The following is a 26,380-nucleotide window of genomic DNA, read 5'->3' as shown; positions in this document are numbered from 1 at the left end:
TATAAAGGGAACGAAGGTGCTCGAACACCTCCGTTCTGAAAATGAGTTTTGAAGCTCATTGCTTTCCGGAAATAACCGATTAAGATTTAACCAAAAAAAGCAAGTCAAAAGTATGCAAAAACTTTTACCTGGAACTTCTGTTTATTCCAGAAACTTCATTGTTCTTCTATTGTTCACCTGTTTGGCCGGACAAATTCAGGCTGCAGGTCAGTCAGTCGATATTAACCAACTCAGAATTTCTCTTTCACTTCGCAATGCCTCTCTCGAACAAGCACTCGATGTTGTGCGGCAGCGAAGCGGCTATGGCGTAACCTATAACAACAACGATCTGCCCGAAGACAAACGGATTACCTGCAACGAAACCGACATCACCGTAGCGGATGCACTAAATCTCATTCTTCAGAAAACGAATCTGGCCTATAAAGAGTATAAATCCAACATCATCATCTATGTAAAGCCTGCAGAATCAAAAGTCACAAAAACTACCGGGTCTATAAAGGGGTCGATCGCTGACGCTGAATCCGGGGAGCTTTTGATTGGAGCGAATGTTTTGATCGTAGGTACTTCCTGGGGCGCTACTTCGGATGTTGAGGGAAACTTCCTGATAAAAGATATACCGATCGGTATATATCAGCTTGCATTCTCATACCTCGGCTATGAAAGTACCATCGTCCGCGATGTAAAAGTTACTGCGGGCGAACCAACGTTGATCGAACAGAAACTGCGACCATCGAGCACACAGCTTCAGGATATAGTTATCATTGGCGATAAAGCGTTATCCGGAAATGTAGTGGAGACCAATGAAGTATCGCTGTTGAATTCAATTCGCAGTTCTTCCCTGATCATTACCGGTATATCTGCACAGCAAATCTCGCGAAGTGTAGATCAGGATGCGGCTGATGTTGCAAGACGCTTACCGGGTGTAACGGTGCTGAATAATTTTGTGAGTATACGCGGCATGCAGGAGCGCTATAATCTGACGTTTTTAAATGGCATGGTAGCTCCCAGTTCTGAAGCCGATCGCAGAGCATTTTCATATGATATGCTGCCCAGCAACATGATCGACAAGATGACGGTGTATCGCAGCCCCGGCCCGGAACTATTGTCCGACTTCGCGGGAGGTGTGATCAAAATTGAAACTAAGAATACATCTATAGCACGGCAGCTGGAAGTAAATTTATCTTCATGGTATAGGCCGGATTCAAACTTTGAAAATTACTATACCTATAGTGGTGGGAGCAGAGACTGGCTCGGTAAAGATGATGGCTCCCGGGCATTGCCTTCAGGATTTCCTGAAACTGCAGCTATACCGGCAGGAGGGCTCGGTACATTAGCCGATTCCCGTGATCCGTCCAAGTATACAGCTGATGAACTTGCTGCAAATGCAAACTGGGCCAAGAAGCTCTATCACAAATGGAACCTTCAGAAAACAAAATCCGGAATGGATTATCGTGCAGGCATAAATTACTATAACGCCTGGCGGTTGGGCAGTGTACGACTCAGCAATCTTACTTCAATCAACACCACACAAGCTACGCAAATTGTTCGCCAGGATTTTAAGCCGCAACGTATTTCAACAGGTGATGGCAAGCAGCGTGATATAGAAGCTTATCGAGATACCATCAGCCAGGTAACGGCACGGTGGGGTGTATTGCAAAATCTAAATCTCATTATTAATCCCAGGCATAGTCTGGAGTTAAAAGGTATATATAATAGGCTCGGTATAGATGAAACGATCGTTCGCGATGGAAGCGATTTTTCCACAGACTATAATTCCTATCTCCGCAAGATCACCTATACCTATCGAAGTCGCGAGATACTCGCAAGTCAGCTGGCAGGTACGCACACACTCGGAAAGAACAATAGCCATAAACTTCTATGGTCTGCCGGATATAGTTTAGCCAATGACGATGTACCTGCGCAGCGTTCGCTGTTGCTGTTGCCGGCCAGTGCTTCGGATAATAACAATCCGGATGCAAAGCAGTATATCCGTGGAACGGCTTCCAATCCCTTCACGACCGTGAACTCACTGTTCTATTCCAACGGCTCGGAAGACAACCTGACCTTTACGCTCGACTATGAGAAGAAAAATGAATCGGGTATATTTTTTCGTGCCGGATTCTTCAATGAAAATAAAACGAAGGACATCGATTCACGACTCATTGCTATCAATGGGTTATCGTATCAATCCGCGGGCAATGATGTTGATGAATACGAGGCTGAGGAGATATTCAATCCCGATGCTTTTAAAACGGATGGGAGCGGGGCCTATATATTCGATAACAAATATCTGTCGGGTGTATTCACAGTGGATGGTAAAATTTACGCTGGCTATACATCGGTTAATATACCACTCATCCATAAGAAGCTCCAGATATATGGAGGAATTCGCTATGAAGGACAAGACCTATACCTGCGAATCCCTCCAAGCGAATACCTGACCGGTGCAGGGATTAAAGCAGACCTGATCAATCGGTACCTGGACTACTGGCTTCCTTCAGTGAATGTAAGCTGGAGTTTTTCAGATAAGATGTTACTGCGTGGTGCCTATGGAAAAACACTCAACCGCCCGAATTACCGCGAGCTTATTCCCATCAACATCACCGATCCAAGATTGGACAATGTCTCGGTTGGTAATGATACACTCAAGGATGCCGAGATTCATAACTTCGATCTTCGCTGGGAATTTTATCCTTCTGAAAGTGAATTTGTATCAATCGGCGCTTTTTACAAGCGGTTGAACAATGCCATTGAACCATATGCTTATAGTGAAGGAAGCCGTGAGTTTATACGATATGATAACACTCCTAAAGCTATAGTGTATGGTATAGAAACCGAAGTGCGTAAGAACCTCGCGTTTCTTCCTTGGCGTTGGGCAAGAAAATTTTCAGCTATAGCAAACCTTGCGTTGCTGAAGAGTGAAGTCAAATTTAAAGATGGTTTGTTTCCTGACCAGGCAAATGATTTTGATGACTTCCGGATCGGCACGCGTCCGTTGGAAGGTACAGCATCATACGTAATTAATGTAGGACTATATTTCGATCAGGAGCAATGGGGCACTAAACTATCGGTGCTGTACAACGTACTGGGACAGCGCTTAATCTATGCAGGTACATCTTTCTTTCCTGAAACATACGAACTGCCCCGACAGGTAATCGATCTTGTTGTACGACAGCGTATCAATAAGTATCTGGAATTTAAAGGAGGTGTTCAGGACTTGCTCAATCAGCCGCGCAGATTGTATCGCGATTATGACCGTAATCAATACTGGGATGATCAGCGAAGAACGAAGCTTCCCAATAAAGACTGGATGTTCCAGGAATATCGTCCCGGAAGCTATTTCATGCTGGGACTAAATCTCACACTCTAGAATGCTTTACGCTATGGATCCTATGGAAGAAGAATGAATTGACCGGAACTCCATGATCTATAGATATAGCTATATAAAAATGGCCCCGATGCAGTCGGAGCCATCACACAATGAAAACCGGAAATGCAGTCCAGTTTAAATAATTGTTAAATATAAACCAACACACAATGAAAAACAACTTTAAAATTTTAGCAACACGCGCCATTGCAGTGGCAGCCGTTGCTGGCATGCTCTATGCGTGTTCCGACCAGCTGGCAACAGATGATTCAAACAGTCTCATCAATGATCCTAGCAGAAATGGTAATGTAAGTTTGCTTGCTACACCGGTTGGCCCTTCTACAGCAACGGAGTGCACCATTACAAACATTACTGCGAACACTACGTGGACACCTGCCGGCAATCCCTATATCTTGTATGGCGATGTACGGGTTAACAATAACGCAACACTTACTATACAGGCCGGTGTTGTTGTTCGTGGTGATAAAGCTTCCAGAGGAACTCTGACCATTGAACGTGGCGCAAAAATTATAGCGAACGGTACTTCTACCAATCCAATTGTTTTTACATCTAATCAACCTGCAGGTTCACGTGCTCCCAAAGACTGGGGTGGCGTTAACATTTTAGGAAGAGCTGTAAACAACCAGGGTGCAAACGTGAATGCAGAAGGTTATCCTGCATGCGTTACAGCACCTCAGTACGGTGGTACAAACGATGCTGACGACTCTGGCGTGTTGCGTTATGTGCGTATCGAGTTCGGTGGTATACCACAAGCTTCTGTTGCAAATAGCGAGAAGAATGGTTTAACTCTATATAGTGTCGGTAGTGAAACCGACATCGATCACATCCAGGTTTCCTATGGTGGTGACGATGCTTTCGAATGGTTTGGTGGTGCCGTAAATGCCAAATACCTGATCTCTTATCGTAACCAGGATGATGACTTCGATAGTGATTTCGGATATAAAGGTAAAGTACAATTTGGAATCGCTGTGCGCGATCCTGCAATTGCTGACAACTCTGCATCGAACGGTTTTGAATCCGATACAGATGCTGATGGTGTAAACGGAACACGTACCACTGCTCGCTTCAGTAATTTCACATTGATCGGTCCTTACGATCCGGCATGTACCCGTACCGTTGTAAACAACCCTTCTCCGGACCCACGTTTTCAGGATGGCTTACATTTGAGACGTAACACCGGTATAGATGTATACAACACGATTATTACAGGCTGGCCACGGAACCAGGTATTTGCTGAAACAACTTCTGTTGTTGCATCACCTGCAGGCGTACAGTTAACACACAATACTGCGGTGAAACCTTTCAATGTAGCAGCTTCTCTTTGCTTCACTGAACCGGTTGCTCCTAACAATGTGTGGACATTAAGCGCAACGAATCTTTGTAACAACGCAACAGTATGTTCTAACCTGGGCGCAGGAAGCATGGTAGCTCAAAGTGGCTTGTCTACTGCTGCATGGACATTAACCAATCCAAGCGTAAGACCTTCAAGCGCAACTTCTGCTGTTGAGACGAACGGAACAAATGCAAATTTACTGGACAGCTTCTTTACTGCTAACACAACCAGCACGACGGTTACCACTACATTCTTCCGTGGTGCCCGCAGATTTGCAGATGATAACGGATGGAATTTCACCGGATCATGGGTGAACTACGATCCTCAAAATGCTCCTTATCCTAACTAGGTAAGAAGTTATTCTCACTACAACTGGACTGATTTCATACAAACAACTTTCTGCCCCGTAAGGCAGGAGTTGTTTTTATAAACACTTAACCCCATGATGCTACGAAAAGATCTTTACCTGCTTCTGACGACATTAAAATTTAAAATAGCAGCGACTGCTATAGCAAGTGTGCTGCTGATCTATACTACTATATCCTGTCAGCAAGAGGATGAATTCACTCCCCTGAAAATATTTTCAGTAGAACCTGCTCAAGCTATGGTTGGCGATACCATTGCTATTATAGGGGAAGGGTTTAGCCCCGGTTATGAGTATAATGATATATCTTTCCAGGGTATATCCGGTAGCGTAAAACCTTTGGATAATTCTACTACCGGAAGACTATATGTGAAAGTCCCTGATGGCGTTCAGTCCGGTACTATACATGTTAATATACTGGATGAAGAAACTGCTGATAGCCCGCCGCTAACCATCCTCGTTCCGGTGATTGATAAAATAGAACCAGATCATGCATGGATTGGAGATACCGTTACGATAAAAGGAAATAACTTCAGATCACAGCCACAGACGAATTCAGTTCGGTTTAATCCGAAGGAAGTTAAGGCGCTGGCAGCCGTGATCGGAGGATCGTCCATCGAGTTGAAAGTGATTGTCCCGCCATCTGCCCGTACTGGCAGTATCAGTGTGCTGGGATACCTCGGAGTATCTTTTACACTGAATACAGGAATTATAGCATCTCTTGAGCCCGGTCAGGGAGTAGTAGGAGATACTATTGCATTGAAAGGAAAAGGATTGAATACAAGCGCCGATGTTACTATATATTTTACAGGCGATAATGCATCCGGCAATCCTTTGCCTGAAAGTACATCGCGCGATTTAAAAGTTGTTGTTCCTCCGGGTGCAACAGATGGTACTTTGAAAATTGAATACGACGATATCGAAATTGTTTCAGATATACTCTTCGAGGTATATCCATCCGTTACAGATATATTCCCGCGATCAGGACTGACGGGTGCCACCATTAAGATCACAGGGTATAATTTCAGCTCTATATTGTCGGAGAATAAAGTTAAGTTTAACGGTATAGATGTAGCGGTAACCAAAGCTACAGAAAGAGAGTTGCAGGTAAAATTACCGGCAGGAATTACATCAGGCCCTGTAACGGTTGACGTAAACGGCCGTCTTGCAACAGGACCATCCTTTACACTTTCGGCTGCGGGCACACCTGTTGTATTTGAGCTCCAGCCCAACCGTGGTCCGGTACTCAGTACTGTTGTAATAAAGGGAGAAAACTTCAGTACTGTGGCTGCACAGAATGAAGTACGTTTTTCCAATAACAAGCTTGCCACTGTTACATCCGCCACGGCAACAGAACTAATCGTTCGCGTTCCGGAAGGAGCAGAGTCCGGCCCAATCTCTGTAACCAAAGATAGCAAGACCGGAACAAGCCTCGATTTTACTATATATTCAAAATTAGTTCCTGTTATTACTGCCTTGAATCCTGGTACTATAAAGCGTGGCGCAACGCTCACGATTACCGGTGCCAATTTTAGTGCAGTGAAGGAAGATATAGGGGTGACATTTACCGGCAACGGTGCTTCGAGTAGAACTCCGCTTACGGCTTCAGAAAATCAGCTCACCGTTGTGGTGCCTTCGGACATCAGCCCCGGTGAATGGTCTATATCCGTAGATCAGTCTGGAGAGACTTCAAACAAGGATCGGAAAATTATAGTGGAAGGTCAGCCTGCCATTACACTGGTCACGCCTACACAGGGAATTCCGGGCGCTACTGTAGCGCTAACGGGTACTGATTTTGATCTGACTGAAAGTAATAATATAGTCAAGTTTGGTAACACCGTAGCCACACTCGTGAATGCGGGGGATGTATTACCCGATAAGGTATCGGTATATATACCGGATATTGCACCCGGCAATTATAATATCACCCTTACCGCTTTCGGAAAAACTTCCAATGCTATAGCGTTTTCCGTGAAGGCTAAGCCTGCTACGGTTAGGAATGTATATTATTCTGCTGCAGATGATATCGTTACATCACAGGCAGTCCTTATTAAGAAAGCTGTCTTTGATCCTCCGGCAACACAAACTGTATATAAGACAGCCAACGCTGCGAGCGTAAGCAGTCTGGTAGTCGACCTTGCCAATAGCAAAGTATATCTGGATGAGTCCGGGGCATTGATTCAGAGCAATCTGAATAATACAGGAAGGGTAGAGTTGTTCAATTTTACAGAGACTGGTGGAAATGGAATAATCGATCTGAGTCTGGATGCCGCCAATCAAAAGATATACTGGTCGGGAAGCACCAGTATATACCGGGGAAATACCGATGGTTCCGGAACACCGGAATTGCTGTTCGATACGAGCGATGGTCTTGAGTCCATCATGGGGATAACCTATCTTCCTAATAATAACAAAGTATATTTAGCCGATCTGAACTATACCAGTGGCTATCAGATTTTGCAGGGCAATGCCGATGGATCGGGATCGCTGCAATCACTATTTGATGTATCTGACGGGTTGAGCTATGTACTCGATGTTAAAATAGACTATTCCTCCGGGAAGATTTTTGTATTGGACGCCAATGAGGCTACCGGTGAATTCAGAATCCTGAGTGGAGACCTGGATGGAACCGGCTCTCTTACCGAACTAAAAGTACTGAGTGCCAGTCAGGTTGCCGGTATCTCGCTTGACACGCAAGAGAAGTATATATATTGGATTCAGGCCAGTGCCGCGGATCCACAGCTTGCAGATATATACCGGGCACGTTACGACTTCTCAGTGATCCCCGGGACTGATCCGGTTGCTACAATTCAAACTGTATACTCTTCTATTAAACTCGGTACATCAAATTACGTAGGCGGCCTCGCCGTGGAAGAATCTTCTGGTGCAGCACAAAGAGCATCCTTGCGACTCCCTTTAAAGCTGCGCAAAAAACAAAAATAGAATAAGCCAGGCTAAACATATTCAAAACATTAAACACAATGAAAAACAAAGAACTTCTACAACGTAAACTTTTCAGACCGTGGAATGCAGTGGTTTGGACAGTAGTATTGTCCGTGTTTATTACGGGCTATAAAAGTATGGCACAGGTAACGGTTGCTGACTCCACTGCGCTGGTGGCTTTCTACAACAGTACCAACGGTGGAAGCTGGGCTTCTGCTACCAACTGGTTAAGTGGCCCGGTAAGTACATGGCAAGGTGTTACCGTAACAAGCAAACGTGTTACTGAAATATACCTTCCCTTTAACAACCTGACGGGAACGCTAACGGACCAGGTAAAAAAACTCACTGAATTGAAAAATCTTGGGTTGCCTGGCAATCAGCTTAGCGGATCGATCCCTTCTGCGCTGAGTAATTTATCCAAGCTGACAACGCTTGATTTGTCTGAGAATCAGTTTTCAGGAAGCATCCCTGCTTCACTTACATTCTTAACCAAGTTAACAACGCTGAATCTTTCCCGCAATTCACTAACCGGTTCTATACCAGCAACGGTTGGGCTACTCTACAATTTGCGTTACCTCAACCTGGCACAAAATAAACTGACAGGAAAGATACCGGTAAGCATTGCTATTTTAGTTAACCTGGAAAGTCTTTTCCTGGAGAACAACCAACTCAGTGGTACGATTCCATCCGTAATTGGTTTTTTGGATAAAGTCAAGCAGGTATATATTTCCGAAAACCAGCTTAGCGGCTGTCTGCCCGCTACGATTGGATTAATGGACAGTATAGTATATTTCAATGCAGCCAACAACAAACTTACTGGTTCTGTACCGTCATCTCTTTCTTCGCTTACAAAGCTATATTTGTTTAACATTGAGAACAATCGAATTGAAAACCTGCCAAACCTTTCCGGTGTAGCTTCCCTTTTTCAATTAATTGTTGGAAGTAACAAACTTACCTTTGCGGATATAGAGCCGAATATTTCTAAAATGCTTCCTGGAAGCTACGCTCCACAGGATAGCGTTGGTACAAATCAATCGGTAACCGTTTGTGCAGGCGACACTTTGAAACTTTCAGCCGATGTGCTTGAAGCATCTCCCAACAACAGCTTTACCTGGTTCACAAGCGATTTCTCATTTGTATCTGATCCATCCACCAGTCCCGTACTCATTATTCCAGCAGTAGCCGTAGCGAATGCAGGCGCTTACTCTACTGAGGTCACCAATAGTAATGTACCGGATTTGTTCTTGTACCGCAAAGCAATTTTCGTAAGCGTTAACAATTGCCCGGTAACTCTAGCCACTGCGCGTAATGGTGATACAAAAGTTTTCCCTTCACCTTTTCATGCAGAAGCAACCCTGGAGGTGTCCACAGCCACGCAGGAAGAACTAACCGTGATCGTATTAGATAAGAGTGGTCATGTCGTATCGAGACTTGTCGGACTTCAAACTAATTCAAAAATTTCACTCGGTAACGAATTACAACAAGGAGTATACTATGTGAAATCACAACACGGTGGTAGAAGTGAAGTTGTCCGTGTTATAAAAAAATAAATTAACCTAAGCCTGGCTGGAAGGGTGCTTGTTACACCCTTCCTTTATTTTTCAGTACAATATATACCAATCTAAATTTTTGTTTATGAGGACATTCACCAGCTATATCATATTGGTATTACTCTTTATATCAGGTTGCTCCATGCGTGAATCGGATAGCAAACAAAAATATATTCATATACCCGGAACACCGGTGACGCTGATTCCGCCAGAAGAGTTTACACTTGCCCCCGATATAGGTGGCTTCAAGCATACGCGCCTCACCGCTTCAATCATGGTATTGCAATCGCCACTGGATTTCAAAACAATAGCAGGTGGATTCACCGCTCAAGCCCTGGCAAAACAAGGTGGCGAATTGTTAAGCACCATTCCGGTTACAATAGATAGTACGGAAGCCATGTTATATAAAACGTTTCGGATTTCACAGGGGCTAAACTTCATACAATGGTCACTGGTCTTTCCATTGAATGGACATGCTATCACGGTGATGAGTGCATACCTGAAAGAGAATGATCGCGAACTCTCTGACAATATCAGGAATGCACTGATAACAACCCGTGTTGCAAAAGAGAATATAGCTGATCAGCGTGCATTATCTTTTACAATAGATGCAAAGCCTCTTAAACTTGCGCAACTGCTGCAAGGTCCTTCGCTAATGTATACTAGGGAAGGCAAGTGGAACGAACAGGAAATCTTTGATCTTTCTTTTTTTGCCGGCCCATCCATGGAGAATAGTTATATAGAGCAAAGTGAAGATTTTGCGTTAGGTCAATTGAAAGACGTTTGTGCCGACTGTCAAGTGGACAAAAATGGTATCCGCAAAATTGTCATTGATAGCCTGAATGGATTTGAAATTGTTTCATACCGGAACGATTCAGCTTCACAGGTAAAAAGACTCAAGTATGAAGTTATGCTGTTTGATAGCAATAAATATTATCTGCTCGTAGGTACGGCAAGCAGCGATTATCTTCAGAATATATCTGTATTCAGAAGTATTAGCAATTCCTTTAAAAGAAAGCATCTACACCCTTGACACGGAAAGCGCTGACTCTGTCGGTATACTATATCTTACTATGCAACCCTTTGAAGCGCATAGTAAAAAATGAGAATGCCACGCAAACATTAAAAATCAAACAAAAAAAATGTCAACGAAGTATGAAACCTATCGTTTCTCGTCTTAGCCAAAAGGTATGACACTGTGAGACCTCTTGCTCAGCATTGTCCAAATTGTTTTGTTATTATAGTAGTCAATTCAGAAGTAGATCAGAACAAGCTCTTCTGAATTTGTTATAGTATATGATTTTGTTGATCGATGTAACAGAAAAACACGATCCGTAAGACAAACGGAAGTAGCATAGATTCAAAATGCAGCCAGTAATTTTTCCGTATCCGGGTGACACGGGGTTTTGGGGGACTCAAAGAAACAGCAATAGCGTTACTTTACATCAAAGGATATATTAACGTTTTATTAATTGAACTCTCAGCGATATAGTGTTAGCTCTGAATATTGTGACAAACAGGATGTTCCGATTCCTAAAAATTAAGAATTCCTTAATGCTACTTACGTTACTGGCTCCTTTTTTATTTAAGTTATTTGAACTCCTATATGGAGTCTCAAAACATACATACACTCCCGGATGAACAATTACTAAAACTGTTGCAGAACGATAGCCGTGCTGCATTCAGCACGCTGTACGATCGCTACTGGGAAGGTATGTATCGCGCTTCCTATGCTTTGCTGCGTGATGAAGATGCATCAAAAGATATTGTCCAGGAGGTTTTTCTGGCGATCTGGAAGAAGCGGCAAACCCTGCAGATTACTTTTCTTTCAGCCTATCTATATCAATCTGTAAAATACCAGGTAGCCCAACATCTGCGCAGAACTGAATTGAGTATGGAGCACACACTATATCTGGGAGGAAAAGACAAGGCGATCAACAGTACCGAAGAGCTCATCGATTTTAAAGAGCTCGATAGTTTACTGCAAGCGACTTTGAACAACCTTCCGGAAAAATGCAGGAATGTATTCTACCTCAGCCGTTTTGAACATCTCTCCAATACAGAAATCGCGGAGCGTCTCAATCTTTCTACGCGTACCGTGGAGTGGCATATTTCCAATGCACTAAAACATCTTCGTGATTCTATTGAGCATGCCGTGATTCATATTGGTATAGTACTCCTGTTGCTCTAAAGTATTTCCAAGCCTTGTGTTACCATTCTGTTAATCGTATTACTGTTTTATTATATGTGCTTTTCTGAAAGATTTTACCCCCGTGTTTAGCGGGCTTGCCTATACTATAGAGTATAACGCAATGGCATGACACAAGTAGAATTCAAAGCACTGCTGGACCGGTATGTTAAAGGAGAGTGCTCAATCGATGAGCAGAAATATTTCGATGTGTTTTTTAATGCTTTTCAAAAAGATGAAAAGTATTGGTCGGACTGGCAACTGACGGATAAGGATCGTATCCAAATTGAAATATACCAATCTCTTACCCGTACGATTGATCTTGATGAAGCTGAGAACGAAGTCCTGGCTCCGGAGAGCAGATCATTCACGTTTTCATTCCTTAAAATAGCGGCATCCGTTAGTATACTTCTCCTGGCAGGATTATTTGTATATAATTTCCGCACTGGGAAAAAGGAAACAATCAAGTATATAACGCATACCACTAACTTAGGACAGCGGGCTACGATTACGTTGGATGACGGCTCCGTTGTAAAACTGAATGCGGGCAGCACAATTTCTTTTCCGGAAAAATTTGTTGGCGACACACGCGAAATCACACTCTATGGTGAAGCATTTTTCGAAGTAAAGCCGGATCCGGATAAACCATTTATAGTTACATCCGGTGGACTGCTGACTACTGTGCGTGGTACTTCTTTTAACATTCGCGCATACCATCATGAGCGCATAGAAATCACGGTCAGTACAGGAAAAGTACACGTTGCAAGCATTCGTAAGAAAGAGGAAGCTGTGTTAGGAGCTAATCAGCAAATACAATATGACGAGGCTCTCATGGATTGGAAGTTTCGTAACGTACCGGCAGAGCGCTATATGGCGTGGACTGAGAACATTATATACCTTGATCGTACCTCTGTGCAAGAACTGGTGAATACATTGGAGCGGTGGTATAACGTAAAGATCGAACTCGAAAATGGTGCACTGCAGAACTGCACCATCAGTGGCAAGTATAAAAGTGACAGGCTAACCAATATACTGGAGGGCTTGAAAATTATGCACGGTATAACGTACCGTTTTGCAAGTGAGCGTGAAATAATAATATCCGGAAAACCTTGTAACCCCTGATGCCTATGATTTAAATATGACTCTATAAATCAGGTGGTTTCTTCCCGGCTGAAGAAATGCCTATAGTATAAAAAAGAAGCCCATCCGCTGCGGCAACAGGGATGGGCCGACCACAAAGATTTGTAAACCTTTATAGTCTACTTATGAGCTTGAAATTACTCAAAATATTGATGTTCGCGTCAAAACAAATAGTCTATGTTTTTATATGGCAGTGTCTCGCCATACAGTTTTTGCTTGCGGCACCTTCTCACGGACAGAACATTCGCGAGGTAAGAATCTCTATTGACCTTAAGAATGCGGGAATCACAGAGATCTTTTCTGCCATCGAGGATAAAACAGATTACGTATTTGTTTATCAAAGTTCGATCCGGAAGGTTAAAGGTAAATTCTCGTTTTATAAACCTGATGTTACAGTGGCAGATATACTCCTGGAGATATCCAGGAATAGCGAACTGCAATTCAAGCAGATTAACTATAACATTATTGTTTCCCGGAAAATCGTTGCCGATAAGGAAGTTGCTCCAGTGATTGTTAAAACGGTTCAGGGAAAAGTAACGGACGCTGGTACCGGTGAGGCTATCCCCGGAGTAAATGTACTTGTTAAAGGTACCGCTACCGGAACGTCAACTGACATCAACGGTATATATACTTTAGATGCCCCCGAAGGTTCAACCATTCAGTTCAGCTTTATCGGGTATAAAACCGTAGAGCGTGCTATAGGTGAGCAAACCACGATCGATATTCAACTTGCACCCGATTCAAAATCGCTTGAGGAAATTGTTGTGGTAGGATATGGCACACAAAAGAAAGTAAATATGACCGGTGCTGTTGACCAGGTGACGAGCGAAGTATTTGAAAACAGACCTATGCCCAATCTAACGCAAGGGCTGCAGGGTATGATACCAAACCTGAACATCCGCCTGGAAGATGGTAAACCTATACAATCACCAAGCTATAACATTCGGGGCACCACGTCCATTGGACAAGGTGGAAGCGCGTTGATTTTGATTGATGGTGTTGAAGGTGATCCGAGGTTGATAAACCCGCGCGACATCACGAGTGTATCGGTGCTTAAAGATGCAGCGTCTGCCGCGATCTATGGCGCACGTGGTGCTTTTGGTGTGGTATTGATTACCACCAAGAAACCTGCTAAAGATAGAATGACGGTTGATTATTCTGCCAACTATTCAATCAAGAAACCAACGGCTGTGCCAGACCTGGTAACGGATGGCTATACATGGGCATCGGTATTCAATGAAGCGTGGACGGCATGGAATGATTACTCACAGACCCCGCAGAATGTAAACAAGACATTGAAGTTTTCTCCTGCGTATCTGGCTGAATTGAAAAGAAGATCTGAAGATCCAAGTTTGCCGCGCGTAGAAGTTGGTCCTACAGGTGAGTATATATATTATGGCAGCACGGATTGGTATAAAGAACTGTATAAGAAATCTACCAGTGCCATGGAGCACAATGTTACGGTTTCCGGTAGCGGTGATAAAACTTCATTCTATGTAACGGGAAGATACTTTGATCAGAAGGGATTGTTCCGCTATAATTCTGATGACTACAAGATGTATAACTTTCGTGCGAAGGGCTCTATACAGATTCGTCCGTGGTTGCAACTTGAAAACAATGCACAGTTTTCTACCATGAATTATCACAATCCGCTGAACGTAGGAGAGGGTGGTGGTATATGGCGAAACCTGGCAGATGAAGGGCACGCCATGTCACCGATGTTTAATCCGGATGGAACGTTAACCTATTCCGCTGCCTATACCGTTGGCGATTATTGGTATGGCAAAAATGGAATCGATATGCAAAACCGCGTGCTGCGTAACACCACTTCTTTTACAGCCGATTTCCTGAATGATAAGTTCAGTGTAAAAGGGAACTTTACATTTCAGGATACAGACGATAATCAAAAGACGGTACGCACACCTGTGCCCTATAGCAGAAGACCTGGTGTGATTGAATATGTAGGCACAAATACCAATGATCTTAAAGATGCCTATAATGAAACGCAATACCTGGCTACCAACTTTTACATTGAGTATGAGAATACATTTCAGGCGAAGCATTATGTAAAGGCTATGGCCGGGTATAACTATGAGCAGTCAACCTATAAAGGTTTATCGGCACAACGCAATGGCCTTATATATGAAGATGCACAGGATATAAACCTGGCACTTGGTCAATCGATCACTACCGTGGGTGGCTGGGAGAAATGGAATATACTGGGTGGCTTCTTCCGGTTGAATTATATATATAATGATAAGTATTTACTCGAGGTCAATGGACGGTACGATGGTTCTTCGAAGTTTCCGGCCAATGAGCGGTACGCATTCTTTCCATCGGTATCGGCCGGCTGGCGCATTTCCAATGAATCATTCTGGAATGTATCCAAAAGATTTATCTCCGACCTGAAGTTGCGCGGATCATATGGGTCACTCGGAAATGGAAGTATAGCATCCTACGCATTCCAGGAAAAATTTGCCGTATCGCAATCAAGCTTGATATTGAATGGAGTGAAGCCGCAGTATACCAGTCAGCCGGGAGTATTACCGGACGGACTCACCTGGGAAACATCAACTACTCAAAATATAGGACTTGACCTCGGCATGTTATCCGGAAGATTAACCCTGAGCGCAGATGCCTATATACGGAAGACAACCGACATGTTTACAGTAGGCATGACGTTGCCTGCCGTGTTTGGTACCGATGTTCCCAAAGGAAACTATGCTGATCTGAAAACTACCGGATGGGAAATTGTATTGGGCTGGGCAGATGAAATCTCACTGGCGTCCAAACCATTTAACTATACTGTTCGACTGACACTGGCTGATAATCAATCTGAAATTCTACGGTATAATAACCCGGATAAAAAACTCAGCGATTACTACGAAGGTCAAAAGATCGGAGAGGTATGGGGATATGTTACCGAAGGGTTTTTCACTTCGAAGGAAGATATCGATGCACATGCAGATCAAAGCCTGATCAAAGCTTCAAACTCCGGACAAATCCTTCCCGGTGATATCAAGTTCAAGGATATCGATGGCAAAATTGCTGCCAACGGTCGCACCATTATAGACAACGGTGCCAATACGGTTAATGATCCGGGCGATATGGTAATTATAGGGAACACCTCACCACGGTATACCTATGGGGCGATGTTTGGAGCAGACTGGAATAACTTTTTCTTCTCTGCATTCTTTCAGGGCGTTGGCAAGCAAGACTGGTGGCCTGGTGCGGAAGCTGATTATTTCTGGGGACCTTATAACCGTCCGTATAACAGTATGCCTGAATCGATGCTCGGTAATTACTGGACAGAAGAAAATCCAAATGCATATTTTCCACGCCTGCGTGGATATACTGCACAAAGCACATCCAGAGAACTAGGGGTAAAGCAAACGAAGTATCTCCAAAATATAGCATACCTCCGTTTGAAAAATATACAGATCGGATATAACCTGCCACAGACGCTGATGGAAAGGATAAAAATGCAGAGTGCACGGGTATATATATCCGGTGAAAACCTGTTTTCGTGGTCACCATTCTATAAAGTGACACGTGATCTGGATGTTGAAAGTACAGGTCCTTCGGATAAAGTTCTTACGACAGGATCATCCGGTAACGGAAACAACTATCCGATGTTGAAGAGTTATACCATCGGGCTTTCCATCACACTTTAATAAATCATTCGTCAGATTTTAAAAATCATGCTTATGAAAAGATATACCAGATTGTTGTTCTTGTTTATTATACTCCTGGCCAGTTGTGACCTGGAGCAACTTCCGGAAGCCACAACGTCCAAAGATGCTGTCTTCGGAAGTGAGAAGGGACTGGAACTTTATGCTAATTCATTTTACAATATATTGCCAACCGCTAATAACATTCATCGCGGTGATGAGATGTCAGATTATGGAGCGCGTAGTCAACCCCTTGATTTCATTCGCGAAGGTGCGTTCGGGCCGCGCCAGAGTTCAGGATGGGATTGGCGAGATCTGCGGAATGTAAATTACTTTATTGAAAATTGTAATTACCCGAACATTGCTCCAGATGTACAACGGCATTATATAGGTATAGCCCGTTTTTTTCGTGCCTGGTTTTATTTCGATAAAATAAAAAGATTCGGAGATGTACCCTGGATCGGTAAACCTATGGATGTGGATGATCCCAAATTATTTAGCGGCCGTGATTCACGCACCGTGGTGATGGATTCCATTCTGGCCGACCTGGATTACGCAACGACCAACATCCGTACAGTTACCGATAATACACGCAGCCTGGTTACGAAATATATAGCGTATGCCTTTAAGTCGAGAGTATGTTTATTCGAAGGTACATTTCGGAAGTATCATACCGAACTTGGCTTACCCGGTGCAGAAGCGTTGTTGAATGAAGCAGCTTCGGCAGCACAGGTTGTGATGGATGAAGCGGGTTTCAGTATAAATGAAACAGGGGGCCCTGGCAAATCATATCGTCAGTTATTTACCTCTAAAGTCCCGGTAGGCTCTGAAATTATGCTGGCGGCATTGTGCGATCCAACGCTCAGTGTTTTCAATGATGCGAACTGGTGGTGGACCAGCGCTACCTATGGCGCACGTCTAAGCTTTACGCGAACATTCATCAATACATACCTGACGATCGATGGCACTCCCTTTACCGACAAAGCCGGCTATGAGACCATGACGTTTCCGCAGGAAGTAAAATCCCGCGACAGCAGACTTCAGCAGACGATTCGCATGGGAGACTATAAACGGACGAATGCAGGTATAACCGAAGTTGCGCCTCCTGTTTTTTCCTATACCTATACCGGGTATCAACCTATTAAATGGTGCTTGGATGATACATATTATGATGGTGGCAGCCGGAATGATAATTCGATTTCAATTATCCGCTATGCGGAAGTTTTACTGAACTTTGCCGAGGCAAAAGCAGAGCTTGGTATATTTACGGATGCAGATTGGACAAAGACTATAGGAGCATTACGAAAGCGTGCCGGTATCACCAGTGGTCTGACCACTATGCCTACCGTTGTGGATACTTATCTTCAAGCTAATTATTTTCCGGATATAGCGGATCCTGTAATTTTGGAGATTCGCAGAGAGCGTAGTATTGAATTGGTGTTGGAGGGATTTCGGTTTTATGATCTTGTACGCTGGAAGCATGGTGAATTGCTGGAGCAAACGTGGAATGGCTTTTATGTTCCTGCCGTTGACCAGCCGCTGGATCTGAATGAAGATGGTAAGCTTGATGTTTGCTTTTATATCACGCCACCACAAAACCCGGTGGCCGGTGTAACATATATTAATGTTGCGCCTACGATCAGCTCCGGTGTAAATCCGCAGCGATTGTCCAACACAACGTCGGGAGAGATCACGTGGCTTACAAATATACCGCGGGTATGGGAGGACAAGCATTATTTATATCCGATTCCGGAGAATGACCGGTTAATGAATCCGGCGCTTGGGCAAAACCCCGGATGGGACATTAATTAAAGCATTGGGAGCGCACGCAGTGTTAAGACGTGCGCTTCATTTAAAGTATACTCTTAAATAAATAACTATATAAATGAAGAAGTTAACCCTATGCCTGTTTATAGTTTTATCAGCAGGATTTGTGCATGCACAGACGTTTCGAATTGCAACCTATAATATGCGCTACGATAATGCTGGCGATAGTTTGAATGCCTGGAAGCAACGCTTGCCGGTGATCATACAAATGATCGCCTTCTACGATTTCGATATTTTTGGAGGACAGGAAATCTTATTCAATCAACGTGAAGATCTTTCTAAAAACTTGCCAGGCTATGATTATATAGGAGTTGGCAGAGATGATGGCGATAAGAAAGGTGAGTTCTCACCTATATATTTCAAGACCGATAAATTTCGTCTGTTAAAGAAGGGAACGTTCTGGCTCGCAGAGACTACGGATAAACCTGTTAAGGGGTGGGACGCCGCTCTGCCGCGCATTTGCTCCTGGGGAGAGTTTGAAGAAAAAAAGAGCGGTCTTAAGTTCTATGTATTCAATACACATTTTGATCATCGGGGTGTGCAGGCACGCAAGGAGAGTGCCCGCTTAATCCTGGACAAGATTAAAACTATAGCGGGTAGCGCACCCGTGGTACTCACCGGAGATTTCAATGTTGATCAGTTCAATGAAAGCTATGCCTTGCTGCATACGTCAGGAATATTGAAAGATGCATATACCACTGCTGAGATTAAACTGACTCCGAATGGTACTTTTAACAGCTTCGACATTACCAGCAAAACAGATCGCAGGATCGATCATATATTTCTAACATCCGCCTTTCGCGTGAAACGTTATGGAATTCTTACCGATAGCTATAATGGTAAATTCCCATCCGATCATTTTCCGGTATTGATAGAAGTAGATTATATAAAAAATGATATGAATTAAAGCATTTGTAGACAAATTCAGGTAGACGGATTTTTAATGTTGAGTTCGAAAACATAGTTTAATAACCACAAGTTGACGAGTGATAGGTCATGTCAGATTCTTGATGTTTTGATTTATAGTATATCAAAAACAGCATAAATCTAACAGAGGTCGTTGTCTTAAATATCCTTTCCGCAGTTGGTAGTAACTTGTGAAGAGTATGTTTTATTTAATTGTACTATTGCCATCAAGCACATGGCAAATGTTGAATTATATGCCAAAAATAATGTGTCCGGGTTTTCAAGGCACAATCTATATCGGTATATATGCCAATAGATATATATTGCTTAGTAAAAAATGATTTGATGTCATCCTTCAGGATCACTGTTCTGGAAAGCATTTTTTTCTTTTTAATTTTTTTGAGTGAGATCAGTCGGTATAAAGTCCGTCTGCTGATTCGCATGATGGAGGCGGCCTCGTTTACTTCGAAGTATTCCTGCGATGCATTCCTTAAAGTCTCAAGAGGAGAGACTTTAATATTTTCCTGGCCAAGATTCTGTTCGAGCAACAACTGCTTGTAGTGCTTTTAATGTTCGAGCTCATGTGTCTATACGTGTCTAAGTGTGTCTAACTGTGTCAGGGAGTGTCAGCATCTGACATCAGCTCCCCGGTGACCCTTAATTTTTGTTGCGCGTATAGTGCTCAGAAGGTCGAGTAACAAACTAGCAACAAAAAAGACCCGAAATAACCAGAAAGATTGCCAAGGCAATCCTTCCTGTTATTTTATAACGTATTGACTATTAAACTGTTATTTGGATTTTGTTCGGATTTTTTTTGTATCTTATTTCCCAATACAAAACTTCGAGAATATATTATCGAGCAAATCATCGGTGCTGATTGTGCCTGTTATTTCTCCGAGATAGTGTAGGGATTGGCGGATGTCCATGGCAAGGAAATCACCAGTCACTCCGTTGTGCATGCTCTCGAGGACGCGGTCCAGGGCCGCGTTTGTTTGAAGCAAGTTTTGATAGTGCCGAAGGTTTGTAACCATTACGTCACCGGTTTTCACGGTCTGTATTCCGAATGTCGACAATATCCTTTCTTTCAGTTCCCCTATATTTGTTTTGTTCGCAGCACTGATGAACAGGAAATCATGATTTTGCAATATATTCACCAACGCATCATCGGCTTTATCAACTTTGTTACCGACTTTAATATAGGGTATACCTAATGCCTTAAGGCCTTCTTCTTCCTGCAGAATTTCTTCTAATGTAGTTTGTGTGAGATCGAACAGATAAATTATAAGCGATGCTTTTTTCATTCGGTCGCGTGTGCGCTCAACGCCCATCGCTTCGATAACGTCTTGTGTTTCGCGGATTCCTGCTGTATCAATGAAACGGAAATTTATACCTCCCAATACCATTTCATCTTCAATCACATCCCGGGTTGTTCCGGGTATATCTGATACGATGGCTTTCTCTTCATTCAAGAGTGTATTGAGCAATGTAGATTTTCCGGCATTGGGTTTTCCAGCAATCACAGTAGGCACACCGTTCTTTATAACATTGCCTTGGTCGAAGGACTGAATTAAAGAAAGTAAGAATGTCTGGATGCGCTTGATCAGTTTTTTTAAATCATCACGCTCAGCGAACTCAACGTCCTCTTCACCAAAGTCAAGTTCAAGTTCAATCAGCGATGCAAAGTGAATCAACTCTTCACGAAGATTATTTATCTCTTTGGAGAAGCCGCCACGCATCTGGTTCAACGCAGCCTGACGTGCATTGTCAGTTTCTGCATTTATTAAATCAGCAACAGCTTCAGCTTGTGCCAGATCAAAGCGGCCATGGAGAAAAGCGCGCTTGGTAAACTCACCAGGTTCTGCTAATCGTGCACCATGCTTCAATAAAACTTTAATGATCTCTTTTACAATAACCGGAGAACCGTGACACGAAATTTCTGTACTGTTTTCTCTTGTAAAGGAGTTAGGTGCCTTAAAGATCGTGACCAATACTTCGTCAATTAATTTAGTACCATCACGCAGCGTTCCGAAATGCACTGTGTGGGAGGGTTGCTCTATTAAATTTTTTCCTTGAAAAACTTTTTGAGTAATGGCTATGGCGTCTTCACCTGAAAGCCTGATCACTGCTATAGCGGAGAGACCTTGTGCTGTAGCCATCGCTACAATTGTATCATTCAAAAAGTTGTTAGCTGACATAGCGACAAAGTAGGAGAGTATATCTTTATTGTAAAACTGTTATTGAGCTTATTTTAAGACTCCGGCTGAGCCGAGATTTTCTTCATCAGGATACCATGTGTAGGAGAGAAGATCATCGCCAGCACAAATATAGCACCTGCCATCGCAGCAATTGCTCCCGCTATAGATCCATCCAGCCATACTGCAAAAAAGTATCCTGTAATGGATGCGACAATACCTGCTATGCATGCAATCACTAACATCCATTTTAAATTGTCGGTGATCAGGTATGCCGTTGCGGCAGGAGCGATCAACAGCGCCACTACTAATATAGCGCCCACCGATTCAAAGGATGCTACTGTTGTTGCAGATACAGCACCCATCAATAGGTAATGCCAAAGGGTAGTTGATATACCGATGGCACTTGCGTAAGCGGGATCGAATGTTGTAAGAAATAGTTCTTTATAGCCAATCCAGATAAATAGGATAATGATCGTGAGAATTATACCCATGATATAAAGGGCACGAGGACCTATGCTTTGTCCACCAACGATAAGCGTGTCCAATGGTACATAGGCAATTTCACCATATAGTACACAGTCCTGGTCGAGATCAACTTTGCCGGCAAACAATGATATAAGCACTACACCTATAGCAAACAGCCAGGTAAAGGTAACTCCTATAGACGCATCGGTTTGAAGCTTTGCTTTTTTATGAAGAAACTCGATGAGGAAAGTTGTAAGGACACCAATCAAACCTGCTCCGATCAGCATCGTCATCGAATCGCGTGAACCTGATATCAAAAAAGCGATTACTATACCAGGCAATACCGCATGTGATATAGCATCACCTACCATCGCCATTTTTCGAAGTATCAGAAAGCATCCCAGCAGAGCACAACTGCTTGCTACGAGTGATGCTGTAAATATTATAGACAGATCATTATTATTCATATCAATACTGTTTTAATTCCGTATATGATAAACTCGTTTTCATTTTATTCAGCGTAACGGTGTATTATGAATACGGTATTTCAGATTTATGAGGATCAACTTTCGGGTAATTTAAAAGTCTTTCCAGTTCAACTTCAAGTTCGGGTGTAAGCAAGTGCTCTATCGTATCGGCATCATCGTGCACGTGATCGGGTGCAATATTCAAATGTGTAGTAAGATATAGCTCCCATAGCCTGTGAATCCTGACTACACGTTGCCCACGGGCTTTCCCTTCTTCAGTCAACACCCAATGCTTACTGGTTTTATCTAGATAGCCTTGATTCTCGAGACGCTGAAGAATTTTCCCCAATGCTTCAGGAGAGAATCGCCTTCTGCGAATGATCTCTTCCTTATTACGTTGGATGAAGTAATCTTTGTTCTCCTCTCCAAGCTGGTATAGTGTTTTTAAAACATTCTCATCATTAATAGTTCTCCGTATATTCCGCTGACGAAGAACTCTGTTGATAACACCTCGTTTGGGTGCAAAGAAAAATGATATAAACGCGATCGTAGAAATAACGATAACAATCCAGGGACCGGTTGGCATCGCGGGGGCTATATATGAAATATAGGCACCACTCAGGCCGCTAAACGCACCGAAGACACTGGCTAACAAAACCATCACGTTGATTTTATTCGTCCAGAAGCGAGCTGCGGCTGCCGGTGTTATAAGTATAGCTGCCATCAATACAACTCCGACTGCCTGAATCCCAATCACTACTGCCAATACTGTAAGAGAGGTGAGGACAAGGTCTATCCAGCGCACGGGCAGTCCTATGGCTTTAGCGTATTCTTTATCGAACGCCAATAATGAAAACTCTTTAAACAGCAGGAAGACCGCGATCAACAACGTAACGGCTACAGCACCAAATACTATAAGGTCATCACCCACTAATGCAGCAGCTTTGCCAAATAGAAAATGATCCAACCCCGACTGCGATGCATTTCCACCTTTTTGAATAACGGTAAGCATAAGTATACCAATCCCAAAAAATACAGAAAGCACAAGTCCAATGGCTGTATCATCTTTGATGCGGGTATGCTTGGTAATGTACTCAACACCTATAAGCGATATCCACCCGGTGATGAACGCGCCCGTTATCAGGTAAGCCGGATTTTTTGTGCCGGATAAAATAAACCCGAGACAAATTCCAGGCAGGACAGCGTGTGCAATGGCATCTCCAACTAAAGATTTTTTATGGAGAAAAGTAAATGTACCCACTATAGCAGAGCTGGCCGTAAGCAGCACAGAGCCGATCACTACGAACCTGATGTTGGGATCTGCAAATGAAAAGAATTCAAAGAGCGAGTTCATAATACTTTTCTCGTTACACCTTCTCTGTTTGGAAAATTCTCTCTGCGGATCAGGTCGCCTACATCGGAGAGCAATGTGAGTTTACCTCCGTAGGTTTCCTGTAGATTTTGTTGTGTGAAAACCGTGGATGTGGGGCCACACGCTATCAATCGTGTATTCAGCATGAGCAACCAGTCGAAGTATTGCGTTACAGATTGCAGATCATGATGAACAACGATTACTGTTTTCTTTGCTTCCGTCATGGTTCGAAGCAAATTTATAATGGCTTTCTCGGTGGCAGCGTCTACTCCTGCAAATGGCTCGTCCATAAAGTATATATCTGCCTGCTGTGCCAGGGCACGCGCCAGAAATGTGCGTTGCTGTTGTCCTCCGGAAAGCTGTGAGATCTGCCGGTTAATATAGGCTTCCATTCCTACTTTTTTCAAACAGTCCAAAGCAACATCGTAATCTGCCTTGCGCGGTCGCTTGAATAAACCAAGCTTGCTATAGCGTCCCATGAGCACAACGTCGAGGACAGAGGCAGGAAAATCCCAATCTACTGATTCACGCTGCGGTACATAGCTGATTCTTTTACGCACATCATTAATCGGTTGATCAAATAGTTTTACGTATCCACTACTCAGGGGCAATAGTCCCATCACTGCTTTGATCAGTGTTGATTTACCTGCACCATTCGGACCGACAATTCCTACCAGCTTTCCTTCCGGTAACGTAAGATCTATATTCCATAATACCGGCTTCCGGTCGAATGCTACGGTCAGGTCGTGAACCTCTAATGCCGGATATACTATATTTTCATTGTCCATACATTTTGTGCTTAAATTTTTAGTCCCACTATTTTAGGGAATCAACGATCGTCTTTACATTTGCACTTACCATTCCTATATAAGTACCTTCCGGTGTACCGGCATTTCCCATGGCATCGGAAAATAAACTTCCTCCGATTTTTACATCCCAGCCTTTATCGTGACAACCTTCTACTACGGCTTCAATAGATTTTTTAGATACAGATGTTTCTACGAATATAGCTTTGATCTTTCGTGCAATGATAAAGTTTACAAGATTCGTTACATCGCGCACGCCAAACTCCGACATTGTAGAAATTCCTTGCAAGCCTTTTACTTCTATAGCGTAGGCATCTCCAAAATATCCGAAAGCATCGTGTGCTGTAATTAATACCCGTTGTTGTACAGGAACCTCAGCAATCCTTACTTTGACCACTTCGTGTAGCGAGTCCAACTGGTGTATATAGTGATCGCGTTGCGTTGCATAGAGTGTTGCTTGTGCTGGATTTTGTTGTTCGAGTGTTTTACTGATCGTACGCACAGCATTCTCCCATAGTTTTACATTAAACCAGATGTGTGGATCATGTGTACCCTGAAAGCCTGGCACTGCCCGCAACAAACTATCCGGTATATCTGAAGCTACGGCAATGACGGGTTTGGAATGTCCGAGTTTTTCAAGGACTTCGCCCATTTTTCCTTCGAGGTGTAACCCATTATAGAAGACTATATCTGCATTGGTAAGTTTCTCTACATCACCTTGTGTCGCTTTATATAAATGTGGATCAACGCCTGGTCCCATCAAGGCGATTACTTCTGCATGACCGCCCACTATATTTTCGACCGCGTCTTTAATCATTCCCGTAGTGGTTACGATTACGAGCTTATCATGCTTTTCTGTGGATTGTTTCTTGGAGCAACTTGTCAGTGCCAGAAGAGCCACAGCAGCAAGTAGAGAAAGGTATTTTGCGAGTGATTTTATTTTGGCTACTATATATATCATAATTATTCAGTTACTAATAAGTTTTGCGCGGCTTCGCGCGAGATGAATACTTTTTTCTTGGCGTCAATCATAATTTCAAGTGAACCATCAAACTCAACTTTGTCTAAAATGGAAATGCCTGCACCTATATATACTCCGATTTTACTCAGATACTGCAAAAATGAAGGTGAGCCATGTTTAACTGACCGCACTATAATTTTCTTTTTGCCCGAGCATTCGGAGAGTGGTATCTGCCTTACTTCGAGGATTTTTCCGCTCTTGTCGGGGATTGGGTGACCATGCGGATCCACGGTTGGATATTCCAGGAACTCATCCAGCTTCTCGATTAATAATGTCGACTGGATATGTTCAAGTTGTTCCGCTACATCGTGCACCTCGTCCCAGCTGAATTGAAGTTTTTGTACCAGGAATGTTTCCCACAAGCGATGCTTGCGTACCACCATCAGGGCTTCCGTTCTTCCTTGTTTGGTAATTTTCACACCATAGTATTTCTCATACGCGATGAGATTCTTGTTCGACAGCTTTTTGATCATGTCTGTTACAGAAGCCGCTTTTGTATTCATGGTTTCAGCGATCTCGCTGGTCAATACAGCTTTTGCACCACTGTCAGACAAGTGGTAAATGGCTTTGAGGTAGTTTTCTTCGGTATAACTCAGCATCCTTGAGTGTTTAACGGTTTTACAAAAATATAAGTTTAGGCTAGTCTAAAAAATTATTTAGAATAATTCTTGTTCTTTGTTAAAGGAGGCCTATAAAATCTTTGTCAAAATAATTTAGAATTTATGTGACCTTCTTCCGGGAGGC

Annotated in this window: 17 protein-coding genes; 10 read left to right on the top strand and 7 right to left on the bottom strand. The window is 43.1% G+C overall.

Annotation, left to right across the window (positions count from 1 at the left end; translation table 11 throughout):
• Window positions 1–112 precede the first annotated feature (112 nt).
• The 10 genes from B5Y40_RS21680 (at window position 113) to B5Y40_RS21635 (ending at window position 19,311) form a co-directional block, all read left to right on the top strand.
• A complete protein-coding gene (locus tag B5Y40_RS21680; RefSeq protein ID WP_079688930.1) occupies window positions 113–3,370 on the top strand; it encodes a TonB-dependent receptor in 3,258 nt (1,085 codons plus the stop codon).
• 167 nt (window positions 3,371–3,537) lie between these two features.
• Window positions 3,538–5,070 carry a hypothetical protein gene (locus B5Y40_RS21675; protein WP_079688929.1) on the top strand — a complete coding sequence of 511 codons (1,533 nt, stop codon included), beginning with the start codon at window positions 3,538–3,540 and terminating at the stop codon, window positions 5,068–5,070.
• Between the two features lie 93 nt (window positions 5,071–5,163).
• Window positions 5,164–8,028 carry an IPT/TIG domain-containing protein gene (locus tag B5Y40_RS21670; protein WP_079688928.1) on the top strand — a complete coding sequence of 955 codons (2,865 nt, stop codon included), beginning with the start codon at window positions 5,164–5,166 and terminating at the stop codon, window positions 8,026–8,028.
• 38 nt (window positions 8,029–8,066) lie between these two features.
• Window positions 8,067–9,578: a T9SS type A sorting domain-containing protein gene (locus B5Y40_RS21665; RefSeq protein ID WP_079688927.1), complete on the top strand. Its 1,512-nt coding sequence runs from the start codon at window positions 8,067–8,069 to the stop codon at window positions 9,576–9,578.
• Window positions 9,579–9,663: 85 nt separating this feature from the next.
• Entirely contained in the window at window positions 9,664–10,611 is a 948-nt protein-coding gene (locus B5Y40_RS21660) for a hypothetical protein (protein WP_143785872.1), read from the top strand.
• Window positions 10,612–11,184: 573 nt separating this feature from the next.
• On the top strand, window positions 11,185–11,769 hold the full coding sequence (locus B5Y40_RS21655; RefSeq protein WP_079688925.1) for an RNA polymerase sigma-70 factor: 585 nt from the start codon (window positions 11,185–11,187) through the stop codon (window positions 11,767–11,769).
• Window positions 11,770–11,895: 126 nt separating this feature from the next.
• On the top strand, window positions 11,896–12,888 hold the full coding sequence (locus tag B5Y40_RS21650; protein WP_079688924.1) for a FecR family protein: 993 nt from the start codon (window positions 11,896–11,898) through the stop codon (window positions 12,886–12,888).
• A 143-nt stretch (window positions 12,889–13,031) separates the two neighbouring features.
• Window positions 13,032–16,580: a SusC/RagA family TonB-linked outer membrane protein gene (locus B5Y40_RS21645; protein WP_143785871.1), complete on the top strand. Its 3,549-nt coding sequence runs from the start codon at window positions 13,032–13,034 to the stop codon at window positions 16,578–16,580.
• Window positions 16,581–16,613: 33 nt separating this feature from the next.
• Window positions 16,614–18,389 (top strand): RagB/SusD family nutrient uptake outer membrane protein, encoded by a 1,776-nt coding sequence (locus tag B5Y40_RS21640; protein ID WP_079689297.1) that lies wholly within the window; start codon window positions 16,614–16,616, stop codon window positions 18,387–18,389.
• A 73-nt stretch (window positions 18,390–18,462) separates the two neighbouring features.
• The gene (locus B5Y40_RS21635; protein ID WP_079688923.1) at window positions 18,463–19,311 is read left to right on the top strand and encodes an endonuclease/exonuclease/phosphatase family protein; all 849 of its coding nucleotides are present in this window, start codon (window positions 18,463–18,465) and stop codon (window positions 19,309–19,311) included.
• A 226-nt stretch (window positions 19,312–19,537) separates the two neighbouring features.
• Here the strand turns inward: B5Y40_RS21635 and B5Y40_RS30130 are convergent, their stop codons facing one another.
• The 7 genes from B5Y40_RS30130 to B5Y40_RS21600 form a co-directional block, all read right to left on the bottom strand.
• Window positions 19,538–19,858, bottom strand: a complete 321-nt coding sequence (locus B5Y40_RS30130) for a helix-turn-helix domain-containing protein (RefSeq protein WP_079688922.1) — start codon at window positions 19,856–19,858, stop codon at window positions 19,538–19,540.
• Window positions 19,859–20,131: 273 nt separating this feature from the next.
• Complete coding sequence (gene mnmE / locus B5Y40_RS21625) at window positions 20,132–21,505, bottom strand: tRNA uridine-5-carboxymethylaminomethyl(34) synthesis GTPase MnmE (protein ID WP_079688921.1); 1,374 nt, start codon at window positions 21,503–21,505, stop codon at window positions 20,132–20,134.
• A 53-nt stretch (window positions 21,506–21,558) separates the two neighbouring features.
• Window positions 21,559–22,437 (bottom strand): metal ABC transporter permease, encoded by an 879-nt coding sequence (locus B5Y40_RS21620; protein ID WP_079688920.1) that lies wholly within the window; start codon window positions 22,435–22,437, stop codon window positions 21,559–21,561.
• 64 nt (window positions 22,438–22,501) lie between these two features.
• Complete coding sequence (locus B5Y40_RS21615) at window positions 22,502–23,791, bottom strand: metal ABC transporter permease (protein ID WP_079688919.1); 1,290 nt, start codon at window positions 23,789–23,791, stop codon at window positions 22,502–22,504.
• Entirely contained in the window at window positions 23,788–24,597 is an 810-nt protein-coding gene (locus tag B5Y40_RS21610) for a metal ABC transporter ATP-binding protein (RefSeq protein WP_079688918.1), read from the bottom strand. The genes B5Y40_RS21615 and B5Y40_RS21610 overlap by 4 nt, the downstream gene beginning before the upstream one ends.
• A 28-nt stretch (window positions 24,598–24,625) precedes the next feature.
• Window positions 24,626–25,576: a metal ABC transporter solute-binding protein, Zn/Mn family gene (locus B5Y40_RS21605; protein ID WP_079688917.1), complete on the bottom strand. Its 951-nt coding sequence runs from the start codon at window positions 25,574–25,576 to the stop codon at window positions 24,626–24,628.
• 2 nt (window positions 25,577–25,578) lie between these two features.
• A complete protein-coding gene (locus tag B5Y40_RS21600; RefSeq protein ID WP_079688916.1) occupies window positions 25,579–26,235 on the bottom strand; it encodes a metal-dependent transcriptional regulator in 657 nt (218 codons plus the stop codon).
• Between the last annotated feature and the right edge of the window lie 145 nt (window positions 26,236–26,380).

The sequence above is a fragment of the Ohtaekwangia koreensis genome (assembly GCF_900167975.1).
In the GTDB taxonomy this organism is placed as follows: Bacteria; Bacteroidota; Bacteroidia; order Cytophagales; family Cyclobacteriaceae; genus Ohtaekwangia; species Ohtaekwangia koreensis.
This window is presented reverse-complemented; position numbering and strand designations above follow the sequence as displayed.

Bases quoted from the DNA above. Each gene is read 5' to 3' on its own strand.
- B5Y40_RS21680 (WP_079688930.1), top strand. From the start codon at position 113: ATGCAAAAACTTTTACCTGGAACTTCTGTTTATTCCAGAAACTTCATT.
- B5Y40_RS21675 (WP_079688929.1), top strand. From the start codon at position 3,538: ATGAAAAACAACTTTAAAATTTTAGCAACACGCGCCATTGCAGTGGCA.
- B5Y40_RS21670 (WP_079688928.1), top strand. From the start codon at position 5,164: ATGATGCTACGAAAAGATCTTTACCTGCTTCTGACGACATTAAAATTT.
- B5Y40_RS21665 (WP_079688927.1), top strand. From the start codon at position 8,067: ATGAAAAACAAAGAACTTCTACAACGTAAACTTTTCAGACCGTGGAAT.
- B5Y40_RS21660 (WP_143785872.1), top strand. From the start codon at position 9,664: ATGAGGACATTCACCAGCTATATCATATTGGTATTACTCTTTATATCA.
- B5Y40_RS21655 (WP_079688925.1), top strand. From the start codon at position 11,185: ATGGAGTCTCAAAACATACATACACTCCCGGATGAACAATTACTAAAA.
- B5Y40_RS21650 (WP_079688924.1), top strand. From the start codon at position 11,896: ATGACACAAGTAGAATTCAAAGCACTGCTGGACCGGTATGTTAAAGGA.
- B5Y40_RS21645 (WP_143785871.1), top strand. From the start codon at position 13,032: ATGAGCTTGAAATTACTCAAAATATTGATGTTCGCGTCAAAACAAATA.
- B5Y40_RS21640 (WP_079689297.1), top strand. From the start codon at position 16,614: ATGAAAAGATATACCAGATTGTTGTTCTTGTTTATTATACTCCTGGCC.
- B5Y40_RS21635 (WP_079688923.1), top strand. From the start codon at position 18,463: ATGAAGAAGTTAACCCTATGCCTGTTTATAGTTTTATCAGCAGGATTT.
- mnmE (WP_079688921.1), bottom strand. From the start codon at position 21,505: ATGTCAGCTAACAACTTTTTGAATGATACAATTGTAGCGATGGCTACA.
- B5Y40_RS21620 (WP_079688920.1), bottom strand. From the start codon at position 22,437: ATGAATAATAATGATCTGTCTATAATATTTACAGCATCACTCGTAGCA.
- B5Y40_RS21615 (WP_079688919.1), bottom strand. From the start codon at position 23,791: ATGAACTCGCTCTTTGAATTCTTTTCATTTGCAGATCCCAACATCAGG.
- B5Y40_RS21610 (WP_079688918.1), bottom strand. From the start codon at position 24,597: ATGGACAATGAAAATATAGTATATCCGGCATTAGAGGTTCACGACCTG.
- B5Y40_RS21605 (WP_079688917.1), bottom strand. From the start codon at position 25,576: ATGATATATATAGTAGCCAAAATAAAATCACTCGCAAAATACCTTTCT.
- B5Y40_RS21600 (WP_079688916.1), bottom strand. From the start codon at position 26,235: ATGCTGAGTTATACCGAAGAAAACTACCTCAAAGCCATTTACCACTTG.